Genomic DNA, 14,719 nt, shown 5'->3' with positions numbered 1-14,719 from the left:
CTGCGCCCGAAGCTGACGCAGAACGATCTGGCGGCTAAGGGTCTGCACGACTACGGCCAGCAGGGTGCCGAGGCAAGCAACCGCCGCGCGCTACCCAATAGCTACTCCGAGAAGTGGAAGTGGCGTACGAGTAAGACGACCGGTACCGGTAAGAACGGTGAGATGAACACCCAGGTTGAGGCCATTACCGAGGTGGGCGGCGCTGTCTTCACCGGCGGCGACTTTGCCTACGTCGAATCGGCCAGCGGCGAGAAGGTCGACCAGGCTTTCCTCGCGGCTTACGAGGTGGGTACCGGCGAGTTGCGCCGTTCCTTCCGCCCGAGCATTAACGGTCAGGTGAAGTCGGTTGAGGCGCTTCCGAACGGTCTGTTGGCCGTGGGCGGCACCTTCGACACGGTGAACGGTGAGAACCACAACGGCTTCGTGCTGCTGGATCCGAAGACCGGTCAGGTGGCTAAGGATTGGGATATTCACGTTCAGAGCCGCATTTCTTCCCTGCCGGTGCAGGTGAAGACCCTGCACGTTCGCGACGGGTACCTGTACCTCGGTGGCTCCTTCACGCACGTGAAGGGTAACACCTCCCCCACGTACGCCTACTCCAGGAACCTGGCCCGCATCAAGCTGAGCAACGGCGAGGTGGACTGGAACTGGCGTCCGGTCTTCAACGGCACGGTGAACGGTGTGAGCGCTTCCGAGGGCAACAGCCACGTGTACGTGGCCGGCTACTTCACGCAGCTCAACGGCGGTGAGGCCTTCCGCATCGCTAACATTAAGGATCCCCGCCAGAGCGGCGGCGATTGGACCCATGAGCCCTCGTACGTTCCTTCCAGCGCTCGGACCTGGGATTTGAAGAATGAGCGTAAGATGTGGGGCTTCCAGTTCGACGTTCAGGACGCCGGCTCCTCCGTCTGGTTGGGTGGCACCGAGCACATGATTAGCCGCTACGATAAGTCGAGCATGCAGCGTACCTACAGCGCAATTACTCGCGATGGTGGCGACTTCCAGGATCTGCACCTGAGCGGTAAGACTATCTACGGTGCTTGCCACTGCGGTGACTTCATCTACCAGGGCGCAACCAAGATTGATGCGGAGTGGAAGAACGCTACGGATGCCCAGACGATTCGTTTGGTCGCGGCCTTCGATAAGGACACCGGCCAGGTGCTGCCGGAGTGGGCCCCGATTATGAACGGCGCGCACGGCTACGGCGTGTGGGAGTCCTTCGTGGATTCGACCGGTACCCTGTGGGTCGGCGGCGACATCAGCAAGTCTCTGGGTGCTAACGGCGTGCAGGAAACCGTGGGCTTCGCTCGCTACGCTGCTCGCGACGTGACTCCCCCGGAGACCCCGCAGAACCTGCAGGTGAAGCATAACGGTGCGAAGGATCAGCTGAGCTGGTCCGCCGTGCCGGAGAAGCGAGTGACCTACCAGGTGCTGCGCGATGACCGTCCGATTGCGACGGTGACGGACACGCACTACTCGGTTGATCATCGCGATGGCGCCAAGTATTACGTGCGTGCGGTGGATACCTCGGGCAATTATTCCGCGAGTACCCAGGCCGTGCAGGCAGCATAACCCCTGTTCAGGGCATATATCGAGTAATATAACGTTTAATTCAACGTGATATTCGCCCTAATGCCCCGGGTTAGTTTTACAACTAACCCGGGGCATTTTGCACATAGTGTATGCATCTCCCCGGATGCATCATAGTTTTCTCACCTAAAGATGCACATTTCCTTCATATGCAGGTTTATATCCAGCAATACCTGTTCTTTATTCTCAAATGTTATGAAAATGCAATCTTTAGAATCCAGGTATTTTCCCAGCTTGGCGTGATAGCCTTTAGGGGCCGAGCCTCCGGGCGCGGTATTATCCTTCCGGAATATTGACCTTCTCACTCCAACCACCTAAGAGGCTTCCCATGTCTAACCTTTTCTCTGCGGGTTCTTCAAAGGCCCGTCGCCTCGGCGTTCTGAGCACCCTCGCGGTGTCTGCGCTTCTGTTCAGCGCCTGCGCTTCCGAGAACTCCACCGCGCAGAGCTCTTCGTCGGCCACCCCCTCGGCGAGCGCTTCCACCAGCGCCTCCGCAACTCCGTCTTCCCCTGCTGAAGGCGCGCAGGCTTCAGCCTCGGCCAGCCGCATCCCCGATCAGGGTTCCTCGGAGGCTAACCCCTCCGCGGGCACTGAAGCCACCTCTTCTGACGGCCAGAAGCTGGAGGAGATTTACACCGGCTCGGAAGACATGAAGAAGGCCTCCCCTGTTCCCACCGATAATGCCGAGGTTAAGAAGACCACCGAGCTCGTAAACTCCTACGAGGACATCCTCTCCAAGGTTAAGCCGGCTCCCTCCGCCGCGGCTTCGCCGGAGGCAACCAGCGAGCCCACCAGCGATGAGGACGCTCAGGAGCAGAACACGGAGAAGGCTCGCGCGGTCCTCGATGAGGACACGATTCGTGCCATCGAAAACATTGCCGTGGATTCCGCCGCCTCCGAGTTTGCGGTGCAGGCCTCCGAGTACGCTTTGGCCGGTTGGCACTATGAGGGTTCCTCCACCGTGGTGGGCACGCCCCGCATGGCCGATACCGAGTACAAGGGCCAGCCCGCACGCCTACTGGAAGTGTGCATGGACTCTTCCTCGGTCAAGATTTACGATGAGAACAATCAGCCCGTCAAGGATGATAGTTCCCCCAAGCGTTCACTCAATATCTACACCCTTGTTCAGGTTAACGGTCAGTGGAAGATTGCAACCCACGATTTCCCGAATAACCCTGATTGCTAGGGACTAATTAAGATACCGGTCTGCGCGGTTTTAGCTCAGGCCGGTCTCACCAACAACGCATTAATGATGCTGCGTTTTCATACAATTTTTGGCATTCACCTGGAGATATTATGAAAGCCCTTTTTGGGATAACGGGGTCTGGCTTTTCTCGTTCCGCAATAACTCGTTCGACCCTATGCCTCAGCATTGCAACCGCGTTGGCAATGCCTACCGTCCTTCCCACTCTGGCACCGGGCGCCGCGGTCGAGAAGACCGCCGAGCAGACGAACGTTCAGAAAGATTCATCCTTCTACAACGGCACCACCTCCGAGCGTGCCGCTGCTAGCTGTTGGGAGGCTAAGCAAGCCAACCCCGAGGCGAAGAGCGGCGCCTACTGGCTGTACACCCCGGCCATGAGCGCACCGACCCAGTTCTACTGCGATCAGGAGACCGACGGTGGCGGCTGGGTCAAGATTGCTGAGGGTCGCGACGGCTGGACCGAAGGCTACGAGGGGCAGGGTGACCCGGCTCAGCTGTATAGCTCCGCGGCGCCCGCGTCCTCCGGCCTGACGCTCAGCCAGGATCAGGTTCGTTCCTTCTCTTCGCTGCCCGCGGCCACGACCCCGGTGCAGCTTTCGGGCACCACCATTAGCGAGCTGCTCAACGGCACCTCTCCGCAGGATCTCACCGATGGTTACCGCTTCCGCCGCGTGCTGAACACCTCCGGCACCAAGTGGCAGGAGGTAACCGTGCAGCGCCGTCAGACCTCCGAATGGACCTGGGCCCTGCGTGCCGACGCTATTTGGTCCAACGCCGTGGTTCAGAATCCCGACGAGTTCTCCGCGTACAACGAGAATGGTCGCCGCGATTGGACCGACGGCACCTGGCAGGATCACCTGTTGCGTGGCCAGGACAACGGTTTCAAGACCCTGCTCTTTGAGGAGATGCCTAAGCAGGACTACCGTATCGGTTTCCGCTACGGTAAGGACGCTCCCATCGCTCAGGACGGCTCCGAGCCCTCCATGAGCGATTCGCGCAACTCTTACATCTACACTAACGAGGGTACGACCCAGAGCGCTTTTGGCTACACCCAGATGTTCCTGCGTCCCAAGCTGACCCAGAGCGACCTGAAGCTGACCGAAATCGGCGTGAATGGCACCGCGGCCAGCCAGCGTCGCCAGCTGCCCAATAGCCGTTCGGCTACCTGGCGCTGGCGCACGAGTTCCGCGACTTCCAGCGGCAAGACCGACGAGATGCACACCTACGTTGAGGCCATCACCGAGGTCAAGCACGACGATAACTCCTCCACCGTGTTTGTCGGCGGCGACTTCAAGTACCTGGAGTCTTCCACGGGCGAGGTCGTGAACCAGTCCAACATCGCGGGCTTCGACCCAAAGACCGGCGAGCTGCGCCGTGACTTCCACCTGACGCTCAACGGCCAGGTCAAGGCGGTTGAGGCCCTGCCGAATAATCGTCTGGCGATCGGCGGCTACTTCACCACGGTAAACGGCCGCCCCTTCTCGGGTTTCGTGGTCGTGGACGCCTCCACCGGTGAGGTTGCCCCCGAGTGGGAAAACGTGAGCATCTCCAACCGCATTAAGGGCGATGAGCTCGTGGTGAAGACCATTCACCGCCAAGGCGACTACGTGTACATCGGTGGCTCCTTCACCCACGTCAAGGAGAGCGATAACGCGGGTGTCGCGTACTCCCGCAATATCGCGCGCTTCAAGCTGGGCGCCCCTTCCAATGGCGTGCCCGGTATCGTGAGCATCGACCGCGACTGGCGTCAGGTGTTTAACGGCACCGTGAACGGCATCAGTGCCTCCGAAGATAACTCGCACGTGTACGTGGTCGGTTACTTTACCTGGCTGAACGGTGCCCTGGCGTACCGCGTGGCGGATATTACCGAGAACCTCCAGAAGGGCGGTAACTGGTCGTACCAGAACTCCGAGATTCCCGCCGGTGCGAACGTGAACGACCTGATGCACGAGACGAAGGTCTGGGGCTTCCAGTTCGACGTTCAGGATGCTGGATCCGGCGTCTGGGTTGGTGGTACGGAGCACCTCATCTCTCGCTACGACAAGAGCGATATGCGTCCTACCTACACCGCGATTACCCGTGATGGCGGCGACTTCCAGGATCTGCACCTGGATAAGGAACGTAATACCCTCTACGGTGCTTGCCACTGCGGCGATTTCCTGTACCAGAATTCGCACACCAAGCGTGCGCCGCTCACCGAGTCCACCGTGATTCATTCAGTGAAGCTTGTGGCTGCCTTCGACCCGCAGACCGGTAAGATGCTGCCCGAATTCGCCCCCGCCATTAAGGGCGATCACGGCTTCGGCATCTGGGAGTCCTTCGTAGACTCCACCGGCACCCTGTGGGTCGGTGGCGATATTCACCGTACCCTGGGCGTCAACGGTGTCCAGAACACCGTTGGTTTTGCACGTTTCGAGCAGCGTGACGTGACTCCGCCGGCTACCCCTCAGAACCTGAAGGTGGAGCTCAAGGACGATAAGGACGCTCTGACCTGGGATTCCGTGGCCGATAGCGGCACCGTGCGCTACCAGGTTCTGCGCGACGACCGTCCGATTGCTACCGTCTCGGGCACCTCCTACGAGGTGGAGCACCGCGATGGTGCACACTACTTTGTGCGTGCCATGGATTCCTCGAACAACTTCTCGGCTTCGACCGGAGTCCAGATTTCGCCCGTCCGCCCGACCCCCGAGGCCACCCCCTCGGAGAGCCCCATCGAGACTCCCACCGCCACCGCTTCGGAGAGCCCGGCTGAGAGCCCCACCGCTGAGGCCACCGCTTCGGAGAGCCCCATCGAGACTCCCACGGCAAGCCCCACGGTTGAGAACAAGAAGCCCGAGGAACCGCAGCCTGACCCGGCACCCAAGGAGCAGGTTGTTCTGCCCTACGGTTCCACTTGGAATTACGTTGTCTCCGATAAGGCACCGAACCGCGCAAAGGCGTGGAAGTACGACTTCCGCTTCTCTCTCGAGGATCTGGCCAACACCCGCTGGAACGAGGGCCGCGCCCCCATCGGCCTGGGCGCGGGCAACTTCAACACCCGCGTTCCGATTCGTTACGGCCGCGTGTACAACAACATCTACGCCTACACCACGATTGACCTCACTCGTGATCAGGCAAGCCGCGACCTGGAGCTGACCACCTATGCGGACGATGCCGTTGCGGTGGCGGTCAACGGTCAGGAAGTCGGACGCGCCGGTTTCGGCACCAAGACGCCCCTCTGGAACACCACCGTTGCGACGCGCAGCGTGTCTGCCGATCGGGCCCAGAAGACTCCGGTGACCTTCACGGTTCCGGCTTCTCAGCTGAAGGCAGGTAAGAACCTCATTGCTGTTGAGGTGCACGGCGCTCGAGGCGGTTGGTTTACCCGCACGGGTGTCAGCTTCGATCTGCAGGCCACCGTCACCGCGGCCGCGCAGAACCAGGAAAAGCCTGCCGCCCAGAACGATGAGAACGGTGAGCGAGCCGCCACCGCTGAGAATGCTCAGCAGGGCCGCAGCGTCCGCACCGTGCGTGAGGGTGTGGGCACCCGCGTTCCTCTTTCCGCACGCCGAGGCTAAGCACTCCGTCTAGCGCGGGGCATATTCTGCGGATTCCGCCATGGGGTTTGATTTTCCGAATGATTTCGGAAAATCAAACCCCATTTGTGCGAATAAAATACTTTTTCGTGTTCGTGAGAGTGAATTATTCTCAAATGATTAGAGGCATCTAATTATTCGAGTCCTAGCGATATACCGGGGGTGTTAGTCGCACTCCAGAACGGGATTCGTACCGCTCAAATAAACCGGTGCATAACCCTCTTCACACGAGGGAAAATACACCAAAGGGCTTAGTCAGTGAGTTTTAAGACATATTGCTAGACACCTATCCCGCGAGAAGGTTTCCGCTTTATCTCGTTGTAAAATATCGATATAGTGGTGTACTGAGAAAAGGAGCTAACCACTCATTTCTTAGGCGAGACTTCCGGACTTTCTCGCGCCCATCCCGAAAGGGAGTAATTCACTCTCCTTCACTCCTCTCACCGATTCAAAGGAATTGTGCATGTCCACCTCCGAGGCACCTCACACCCCGAATTCAACCCCCTCATCGGGATTCGCCGCCACCTTCTCCAGCACCCTGCGTTCCCTGGAAGCCGCTCAAAAGCCCGGTATTGGCGTGCCTGCCTACACCCGCTGGGTCAACCGTCGCGTCGCCCGCTACTTTGCCGCCGCCGCCGTGGCCCTGGGCATCACTCCCAACGGAGTCACCGCCATCTCCGCCGCCTGCTCCGCAGCCGGTCTTATCGTGCTCATCGCCTGCCCGCCCTCCGTGGGTGTGGGCATCTGCGTAGCCCTGCTCTTCGCGCTCGGTTACGGCCTGGACTCCGCCGACGGCCAGGTAGCCCGCGTGACCGGCGCATCCTCCCCCGCCGGCGAATGGCTCGACCACGTGGTCGACTCGATTCGAGTGCCCTCCGTGCACATGGCCACCCTGCTCTCCTTCTTCCTGTACCCCGAGCACTACTCCTTCAGCGGGTCCCACGCCTTTAACGGCTGGCTCATCGCCATGCCCATGATTTTCACCGCTCTCACCGCGGGTCACTTCATGAGCCAGATTCTTGCCGAGCAGCTACGCAATAACCGCAAGACCGCCGCTCCCCCGACCGGCGGCCCCCTGCGTTCCTTCGTCAACCTGCACATGGACGCCGGAACCCTCTGCTGGATTTACATCTTCCTCGGCTTTGGTCCGCTCTTCGTGGTCGTGTACGCCCTGCTGCTGCTCGCCAACGCCGCCACGATTCTGGTGTCTATGCGCCGCAAGTACGTCAGCCTGTCCACCCCCGCCGAGTAAGGAGAAAGACCAATGATGCACTTCACCTCTCGCAACCCCGCCGTCTCCGCCGTCATCGCGACCAACGGCAAGCGCCCCGAGCTGCTGCGCGTGGCCGTGCGCTCCATCCTGGATCAGAGCTACCGCGGCTTCGTCGAGGTCATCGTCGTGTTCGACCGCGTTGAGCCCGACCGCCTCGAAGATATCGAGGTCGGCGAAAACCGTGCCCTGAAGATCGTCTCCAACACCCGCACCGGCGGCCTGGCCGGCGGCCGCAACAGCGGTATCCTCGCCTCGACCGGCGCCATGATTGGCTTCTGCGACGACGACGATTACTGGATGCCTTCCAAGCTCACCCAGCAGGTTGCCCTCTGGCGCGAAAACCCCGAGGCCGCGGGTATCTCCTCGGGCATCACCGTGCGCTCCGGCGGCCAGGACATCGTGCGCCTGGCACCCGAGCGCGCAACCTTCGCGGATTTCCTGCGCTCTCGCATCACCGAGATTCACCCCTCCGCCATGCTGTACTCCCGTGAGGATCTGCTCGGTGTCGACGGTGAACCCGCCCGCATCGGCCTGGTCGATGAGGAACTGCCCGCCGCCTACGGCGAGGACTACGACCTGCTGCTGCGCGCGACCCGCACCGGCGATATCCTGAGCGTGCCCGAGCCGCTGATTCTGGTGCTCTGGGATCGTCCTTCCTTCTTCTCGGGCAAGTGGCAGTCCATGGTGGACGGGCTGACCTACATCCTGCGTAAGTTCCCCGAGTTCGAGCAGGATCCCAAGGGCCTTGCCCGCATTGCCGGTCAGGTCGCGTACGCTCAGGCGTCCCTGGGCAACAACAAGGAGGCGCGCGCCTACGCACGCGCCGCGCTGCGCCGCGACCCCAAGCAGCTGCGCGCCTGGGCCGCTTACGTGGTCTCCACCGGCATTATTAAGCCCGCGACCCTGCTCGAGCTCGTCCAGAAGACTGGCCGAGGCCTCTAACCCGGATACCGCACAGACATGGTTACTTCATCCGTTCCCTCCTATCCGGGTGCCTCGACACTCACGCTGAAGGACTCCTCGACGGGGCTTCCCAGCGCGATTGCGCGCGCCCGGGTGCGTCTGCGTCCCGAGCCGGTCGCACAGAAGAAGCTACCGGCTTGGCCGCTCATGACCCTGCTCTACGGCTTCCCCGCGCTGTGGGCACTGGGCGTCCTGCAGATCGCTCCGATTGTGCTGGCCGCCATCATGCTCTTTTACCTCATCATCCGAGGTAATGTGCGAGTGCCCGGCCCGATGTGGGTGTGGGCCGCATTTAGCCTGTGGGTCGTGGTCGCGGCGCTCGCGCTGACCCGTTCCACCGATATCATCGGCTGGGGTCTGCGCTTCGTGAACATCCTCAGCGCCGGCGTCTACGCCCTCTACTACTACAACGCTCGGTCTTCCATCAGCCTCAACAAGCTGCTGGGCGGCCTGGCGACCCTGTGGGGCACGCTCATTGTGCTCGGTTACGGCGGCGTGTTCTTCCCCGAGTTCCGTCTGCGCACCCCCATGAGCTTCATCATGCCCTCGGGCTTCATGCAGAACCCGCTCGTGCGCGACTACATGCTGCCTCCCCTGGCGGAAGTGCAGCGCCCCTGGGGTGCCCCCGAAGCGTATGTGCGCCCCTCCGCGCCTTTCCCCTACGCCAATAGTTGGGGTCTGGCCTACACGCTGCTCACCCCGGTGATGCTCGCATGCCTGTTGCGTCTGCGCTCCATCTGGACGCGTATCGCGCTACTCATCGCGATGGCCCTCTCCACGGTCCCCGCGATTGCTACCAGTAACCGAGGCATGTTCATTGGCCTGGGCATCAGCGCCGCCTACGTGCTGTTGCGTCAGTTCCTGGCCGCCAATTGGCGCGCCGTGGGTATCGGTGTCGCGGCTATCATGGCCGTTGTGGTGGCTCTCTTTGCCTCCGGCACCGTGAACAATATTCTGGGCCGTCAGGACTACTCCGACTCGACGGGCGGCCGCGCGGCCCTGTACCGGGCCACGTGGAAGGCTACGCTCGAGTCTCCCATCATCGGTTATGGAACCCCGCGCATGGAGCCGAGCATCGGCGTGTCGATGGGTACGCAGGGCTACCTGTGGACCCTCATGTTCTGCTTCGGTTTTGTGGGTCTGGCGCTGTTCCTGCTCTTCATCCTGAGCACGGTGGTGTCGGGGGCGCGTGTGAAGACCGCGGCGGGGTACTGGTTGCACAGTCTGCCGGTGGCTACTTGCGTCGTCTTCATCTTCTACAGCTTCGATATCGCGCAGTTGAGTATCCTGCTGCTCGCCTCGATGGCTTGCCTCCGCTCGATTCGGGAGGGTGAGGGCCTGTGACGAATTCCGCTGAGACGACTTCGGGAGGCGGGCACCCCCGCCGCCGGGCCCGCCTGAGTGAGGAGGCGGAGACCCTGGCCGAGGAGGTCGCACTGGCCGAAGAGTACGGGGACGATTTCGCCCCCACCGTGGACGATATCCGTTCGGGTCGTTTCCCGGCCACTACGGCCCTGTCGATTGTGCCTCCCGCTCAGGGCTTTGCGCCCGCCGGGGACGATTCGGTTCTCCTCGGGTCCTCCCCCGCCGTTGCTTCGGCCGCATCCGCAGATGCGCGCCCGGGTGGTGCACATCGCGGCGGGCCTCGCCGCATGGTGCAGGAGGGAACCACAAGCGAGGCTACCCCCGCGAGCGCGGTTCAGACGGCAAAGCCGGCGCAGGGCAAGAAGCAGCCCAGCCTCGCCAAGAGCGGTTCGCTGGCTTCGCTGTGCGTAATCTACGGTGCCGGCATCGCGTTCGTTACCACGATGGTGGTTTCCAACGGTATTGGCGCGGCAGGTTCGGGTGAGTTCTTCCGCCTTATGGCTCTCTTCGCCATCGCGATTTCGCTCGTAACCTTCGGTGCGGATACCGGTCTGGTGCGCACCATCTCGGCGCAGCGTGCCCTGGGGCGCTACGGGCTGCTCCCGCAGCTCATCCGCTACGGCCTCGTGCCCTCGCTGGTGACGTCGGTTTTCCTCGTTGTGGGCGTGTACGTGTACTCGTCCCTGGTGCCGATGGCTCCCGAGTATCAGGCGGCTATGCGCGTCAGCTCGGCCTTTGTGCTGGTTGCGGCGCTCATGACGGTTTTCTTCGGGGCGTTGCGCGGTCTGCACCGCGTGGTGACCTTTACGATGCTCCAGAACGTGTTGCTGCCGACGCTGCGCTTTGGCGCGGTGGGACTGGTGGTGCTGTTCTCGGGTCAGCTGATGGACCTGGTGTATGCCTGGACCGTTCCGGTGGCGATTACCGCTATTGTGGCGTTGTGGCTGTTGGAGCGTGCCTTCCCGAATGAGGAACACGTGGAGGTCCTGCCTTCCGAGGATTCGCCGGAGGAGACTTTCCGTTCCTTCTGGAGCTTCAGCTCGGCCCGAGGCGTAGCCACCGTGGTCGAAACAATCCTGGAGTGGATTGACGTGCTGGTGGTGACGGCCTTCCTGGGTGCGGCCGCCGGCGGCGTCTACGGCGCGGTCAACCGTTGCGTCCGCGTGGGCACCATGATTGAGCACACCGGTCGCGTGGTGACCGGTCCGTCGATTAGCGCGGCGCTGGCGACCCGCCAGCTGGATCGAGCTCGGGATATCTTCCTGTCCACCACTCGTGTGCTGACGGCCCTGTCGTGGCCCTTCTACCTGTCCCTGGCGTTCTTCGGACCCGTGCTCTTGCATTTCTTCGGTAAGGGCTTCGAGTCCGGCGCGGGCATCCTCTGGGTAATTTGCCCGGCGGCGATGCTCTCGATGAGTGCCGGTGGCGTGCAGTCGGTGCTGCTAATGAGCGGTAAGAGCCGCTGGCAGCTGCTGAATAAGCTGTCCTCGCTGGTTGTGGCCGTGGTCCTGAACTTCACCCTGGTTCCCGTGTGGGGGCTGTACGGTGCGGTAACGGCCTGGTCTTCGGCTCTGCTCATCGATACGTTCCTGGCCAGCTATCAGGTGTTCCGCCTGGTGGGTATCCGCGCCTCGTGGCGTGAGATGGCTCCCTCGCTGTTCCTGGGGGCCGCGGTGCCCACGGCGTGTGCGCTGGTGGCGCTGCTTCTGCTGGGGCAGAGCGTGCTGGGCGTGATTGTGTACGTGGTGCTTCTGGTGCCGGTGTACGGCGGTGTGCTCTTCCGCTTCCGCAAGGCGCTGGGCATCGAGCGATTCCTGTCGGCCCGCCGCGCGAAATCCGACGCCTCCTAATCTTCCAAACTTTCTCCGATATTAGTGTCCGTTTTCTCTTCCAAGGATGTCCTCATGGATAACACCTCTCACACTTCCTCGGTGACGCTGGGTAGCCAGGTTCGCCGTATTCTTCGTCATCCCGTGCTGATTCTGGTATCGGTCGTGGTGTTCGCCCTGGCCGGTGCGGCCTACGGCTACATGACCAACGGCAAGTACACCGCCAAGGCTTCCCTGGTGGTCTACCCGATGGTGGTGGACCCGGCCGGTACCGGTAGCGCCAACTCCGCCAAGGTCGACATTGCCACCGAGTCTCGCGTGGCTTCCTCTCGTGAGGTGGCTACCCAGGCTGCTAAGACCCTGATTAGCGAGGGCGATACTCTCTCCGAGGCGCAGCTGACCAGCCGCCTCATGAACTCCGTGAAGGTGACCGGCACCTCCCAGACCTCGGTGCTGGATATCGAGGTCACCCGCTCCAACCCGGACGACGCCGCACGTTACGCGAACGCGATGGCGAACTCCTACCTGCAGGTCCGTTCCGACGCGCTCAAGAGCAGCGTGGACTCGGCAACCAAGCAGCTGGACGAGCAGATTGCCACCGCGGAGGGGGACGCGAACCGTAACGCTCTGGTATCCCAGCTGCAGGAGCGTCGCGCTCAGATTCAGCTGACTTCTACTACCGGTGGCCGCGTGATGAGCCAGGCTCAGGTTCCTTCTTCTTCCTCGGCTCTTGGCCCGGTGAAGCTGGGTATTGTCGGCGCCGTGGCGGGTCTGCTGATTGGCCTGGTTCTGGCGTACGGCCGCGACCGCACGATGCGCAACGTCGGCTACGCTGACCGCCTGCAGGATGCTGGTATCCCCGTGCACGAGCTGGGTTCGACCTCAGAGGCGAACGATGCCTTCATGCTGCTGCGCACTGTGGGTGCTCCCGACGGTGATATCAAGAGCGCCGGCGCCTCCGGCGTGGTGATTCTGCCGGGCACCGACCGCGGCGTGGAGCACCTGTACCAGATGCTGAAGCGCGTCCTGCCCAGCGAGTACGCACGCTTCACCGATTACGCTTCGGTACGCGAGGACCTGACCCGTTACACTCCCGAATCGATGGTGACCAAGAGCGAGGCTCCGCTGGTCATCAGCCTGAGCACCGCCACTCCCCTGTCCACCCAGCTGCGTTTCGTGCAGGCTGCCGGCCTGGCCCTGGTTCCGGTCACCGCAGCTACTTCGCTGAAGTCGGTGCGTGAACTGTTCCAGCAGCTGGAGCAGTTGGAGGACGTCACCTCCCTGGCGGTCTTCCTGGACCGCGAGTAGCGTCGGGGCGCACCCGCGCGGGTATTCACTCTATGGTGCGGGGCTCGGCGATTCCGGTTTGTCGAGCCCCGACCGCTCATCACATTTTTGTTTCTCCCTTTGTGGGGTATTAGGAGAATACTTATGACTGAGGCAACCTCCGCCCAGGCCCGGCCCAAACTCCTGTTGGTTTCCAGCAGCGGTGGCCATTTGAAGCACCTGACGGCTACCGCCGCCGCCTGGCAGGATTACGATCGCGTGTGGGTTAGCTTTAAGCAGCCCGACGTGGAATCCTCGCTGGCCGATGAGAAGACTTATTGGGCGTACTATCCGACGACGCGCAATATTAAGAATGCTATTCGCAACCTTTTCTTGGCGTTTCGAATTTTTCCGAAGGAACGTCCGGATGCGGTGGTTTCCGCCGGTGCGGGTGTCGCGGTCCCATTCTTTATTGCGGCGAAGCTTTTCCGGGTAAAGACCCTGTACATCGAGTGTTTTGACCGCCCGACTCTACCGACGATGACGGGTAAAATGCTGTACACCATTGCTGATCGCATCATTGTTCAGAGCGATGAACAGCAGAAGAATTTCCCCGATTCTCGCGTGATTCACCCCATTTTTTAAGAGTGATTAACCTATCCCGAAAATAATACCTTCCAGTGCATAGAGGGTATTATTTTCGGGGTATAGTATTTATTAAACATACAGATACATAAAGGTCGTGCGCTCCGCTGAGGACTCACCATCCACACGAACTAACCACTCGTCAGAGAAGCGTATGCGGGGATTACTCACCATTCTCTCCGGCACGACGCCACCACGTATATCCATACGATGCCCTCCGGATTTTTGCATCGGATATGCGGGGTTACTACCGATAAATACATAGAGAGGAATAGGCGATGTCTATTCAGAACTTCCCCCAGGTCAGTGTCGATACCGCCAAGTTCGATCTGCCTGTATTTACCCCCGCTGTCGCACCGGTTCGCATCCCGACGAAGACGTACGATCTGGTGGTTTCTCTTGGCACCGACGTTCACACTTTTGACCGTCTTCTGCGCTGGGTCGAGGCCTACCTTGAGGCTCACCCGCAGGTCACCTGCCTCGTGCAGCATGGCCACACCGCGCCCATTAAGCACGCGGATAATCTGAAGCTTCTTCCCGCGGCCGAACTGCTGGACTACTACGCCAACGCAAGCGTTGTGCTGGTTCAGGGTGGCCCCGGTTCCATCCAGGATGCGCGCCGCACCGGTGCTCTGCCCTTGGCCGTTCCGCGCCGCGCGGAGTTTGACGAGGTTGTCGATAACCATCAGGTCCCCTTCACCGCTCTGATGGAGAAGCGCGGCCACGCCGTTGTGGTGGAGAGCCGCGAGGACCTCTTCCACAAGCTGGATCTGGCGCTGTCGAACCCCTCTCTCTTCCGCACCGCCGAGCCCTACGTCTCCACTCCGGAAATCTCCGCGGCCCAGCTGGGTGAGGAGCTGCACGACCTGCTGGCCGGTAAGATTCACCGCCGCGATTCCTTCTGGGGCCGTTGCAAGCAGGCCGTCCGCGCGCACCGTGCGGGTAAGGCCGAGATGGCACGCATCGACGCCATGGCTCCCAGCGCCTAGTAAGCGCCCAGTACCGGCGC

General features: G+C 61.4%; 9 protein-coding genes and 1 pseudogene. All 10 read left to right on the top strand.

The features are described from left to right. A pseudogene (locus HMPREF2874_RS03000) lies at positions 1-1,572 on the top strand (fibrinogen); the annotation flags it as partial. A gap of 346 nt (positions 1,573-1,918) precedes the next feature. Next, on the top strand, positions 1,919-2,776 hold the full coding sequence (locus HMPREF2874_RS02995; RefSeq protein ID WP_070648896.1) for an IMS domain-containing protein: 858 nt from the start codon (positions 1,919-1,921) through the stop codon (positions 2,774-2,776). 203 nt (positions 2,777-2,979) lie between these two features. Beyond that, on the top strand, positions 2,980-6,351 hold the full coding sequence (locus tag HMPREF2874_RS02990; RefSeq protein ID WP_246823754.1) for a fibrinogen-like YCDxxxxGGGW domain-containing protein: 3,372 nt from the start codon (positions 2,980-2,982) through the stop codon (positions 6,349-6,351). 481 nt (positions 6,352-6,832) lie between these two features. Further along, the gene (locus HMPREF2874_RS02985) at positions 6,833-7,621 is read left to right on the top strand and encodes a CDP-alcohol phosphatidyltransferase family protein (protein ID WP_070648894.1); all 789 of its coding nucleotides are present in this window, start codon (positions 6,833-6,835) and stop codon (positions 7,619-7,621) included. A 12-nt stretch (positions 7,622-7,633) separates the two neighbouring features. Beyond that, positions 7,634-8,584 (top strand): glycosyltransferase family 2 protein, encoded by a 951-nt coding sequence (locus tag HMPREF2874_RS02980; RefSeq protein WP_049332917.1) that lies wholly within the window; start codon positions 7,634-7,636, stop codon positions 8,582-8,584. Between the two features lie 18 nt (positions 8,585-8,602). Next, positions 8,603-9,949 carry an O-antigen ligase family protein gene (locus HMPREF2874_RS02975; RefSeq protein WP_070648893.1) on the top strand — a complete coding sequence of 449 codons (1,347 nt, stop codon included), beginning with the start codon at positions 8,603-8,605 and terminating at the stop codon, positions 9,947-9,949. Then, positions 9,946-11,820 (top strand): oligosaccharide flippase family protein, encoded by a 1,875-nt coding sequence (locus HMPREF2874_RS09310; protein WP_070648892.1) that lies wholly within the window; start codon positions 9,946-9,948, stop codon positions 11,818-11,820. The genes HMPREF2874_RS02975 and HMPREF2874_RS09310 overlap by 4 nt, the downstream gene beginning before the upstream one ends. A gap of 54 nt (positions 11,821-11,874) precedes the next feature. Further along, on the top strand, positions 11,875-13,107 hold the full coding sequence (locus HMPREF2874_RS09305) for a GumC domain-containing protein (RefSeq protein ID WP_070648891.1): 1,233 nt from the start codon (positions 11,875-11,877) through the stop codon (positions 13,105-13,107). Between the two features lie 123 nt (positions 13,108-13,230). After that, positions 13,231-13,710, top strand: a complete 480-nt coding sequence (gene pssD / locus HMPREF2874_RS02960; protein WP_049332927.1) for a PssD/Cps14F family polysaccharide biosynthesis glycosyltransferase — start codon at positions 13,231-13,233, stop codon at positions 13,708-13,710. 278 nt (positions 13,711-13,988) lie between these two features. Further along, positions 13,989-14,699 (top strand): glycosyltransferase, encoded by a 711-nt coding sequence (locus HMPREF2874_RS02955; protein ID WP_070483017.1) that lies wholly within the window; start codon positions 13,989-13,991, stop codon positions 14,697-14,699. Positions 14,700-14,719: the final 20 nt, after the last annotated feature.

Origin of the sequence: Rothia sp. HMSC068F09, from assembly GCF_001812775.1 — a bacterium.
GTDB lineage: Bacteria > Actinomycetota > Actinomycetes > Actinomycetales > Micrococcaceae > Rothia > Rothia mucilaginosa_A.
This window is presented reverse-complemented; position numbering and strand designations above follow the sequence as displayed.

Coding starts and splice junctions, on each gene's coding strand:
- HMPREF2874_RS02995 (WP_070648896.1), top strand. CDS start 1,919: ATGTCTAACCTTTTCTCTGCGGGTTCTTCAAAGGCCCGTCGCCTCGGC.
- HMPREF2874_RS02990 (WP_246823754.1), top strand. CDS start 2,980: ATGCCTACCGTCCTTCCCACTCTGGCACCGGGCGCCGCGGTCGAGAAG.
- HMPREF2874_RS02985 (WP_070648894.1), top strand. CDS start 6,833: ATGTCCACCTCCGAGGCACCTCACACCCCGAATTCAACCCCCTCATCG.
- HMPREF2874_RS02980 (WP_049332917.1), top strand. CDS start 7,634: ATGATGCACTTCACCTCTCGCAACCCCGCCGTCTCCGCCGTCATCGCG.
- HMPREF2874_RS02975 (WP_070648893.1), top strand. CDS start 8,603: ATGGTTACTTCATCCGTTCCCTCCTATCCGGGTGCCTCGACACTCACG.
- HMPREF2874_RS09305 (WP_070648891.1), top strand. CDS start 11,875: ATGGATAACACCTCTCACACTTCCTCGGTGACGCTGGGTAGCCAGGTT.
- pssD (WP_049332927.1), top strand. CDS start 13,231: ATGACTGAGGCAACCTCCGCCCAGGCCCGGCCCAAACTCCTGTTGGTT.
- HMPREF2874_RS02955 (WP_070483017.1), top strand. CDS start 13,989: ATGTCTATTCAGAACTTCCCCCAGGTCAGTGTCGATACCGCCAAGTTC.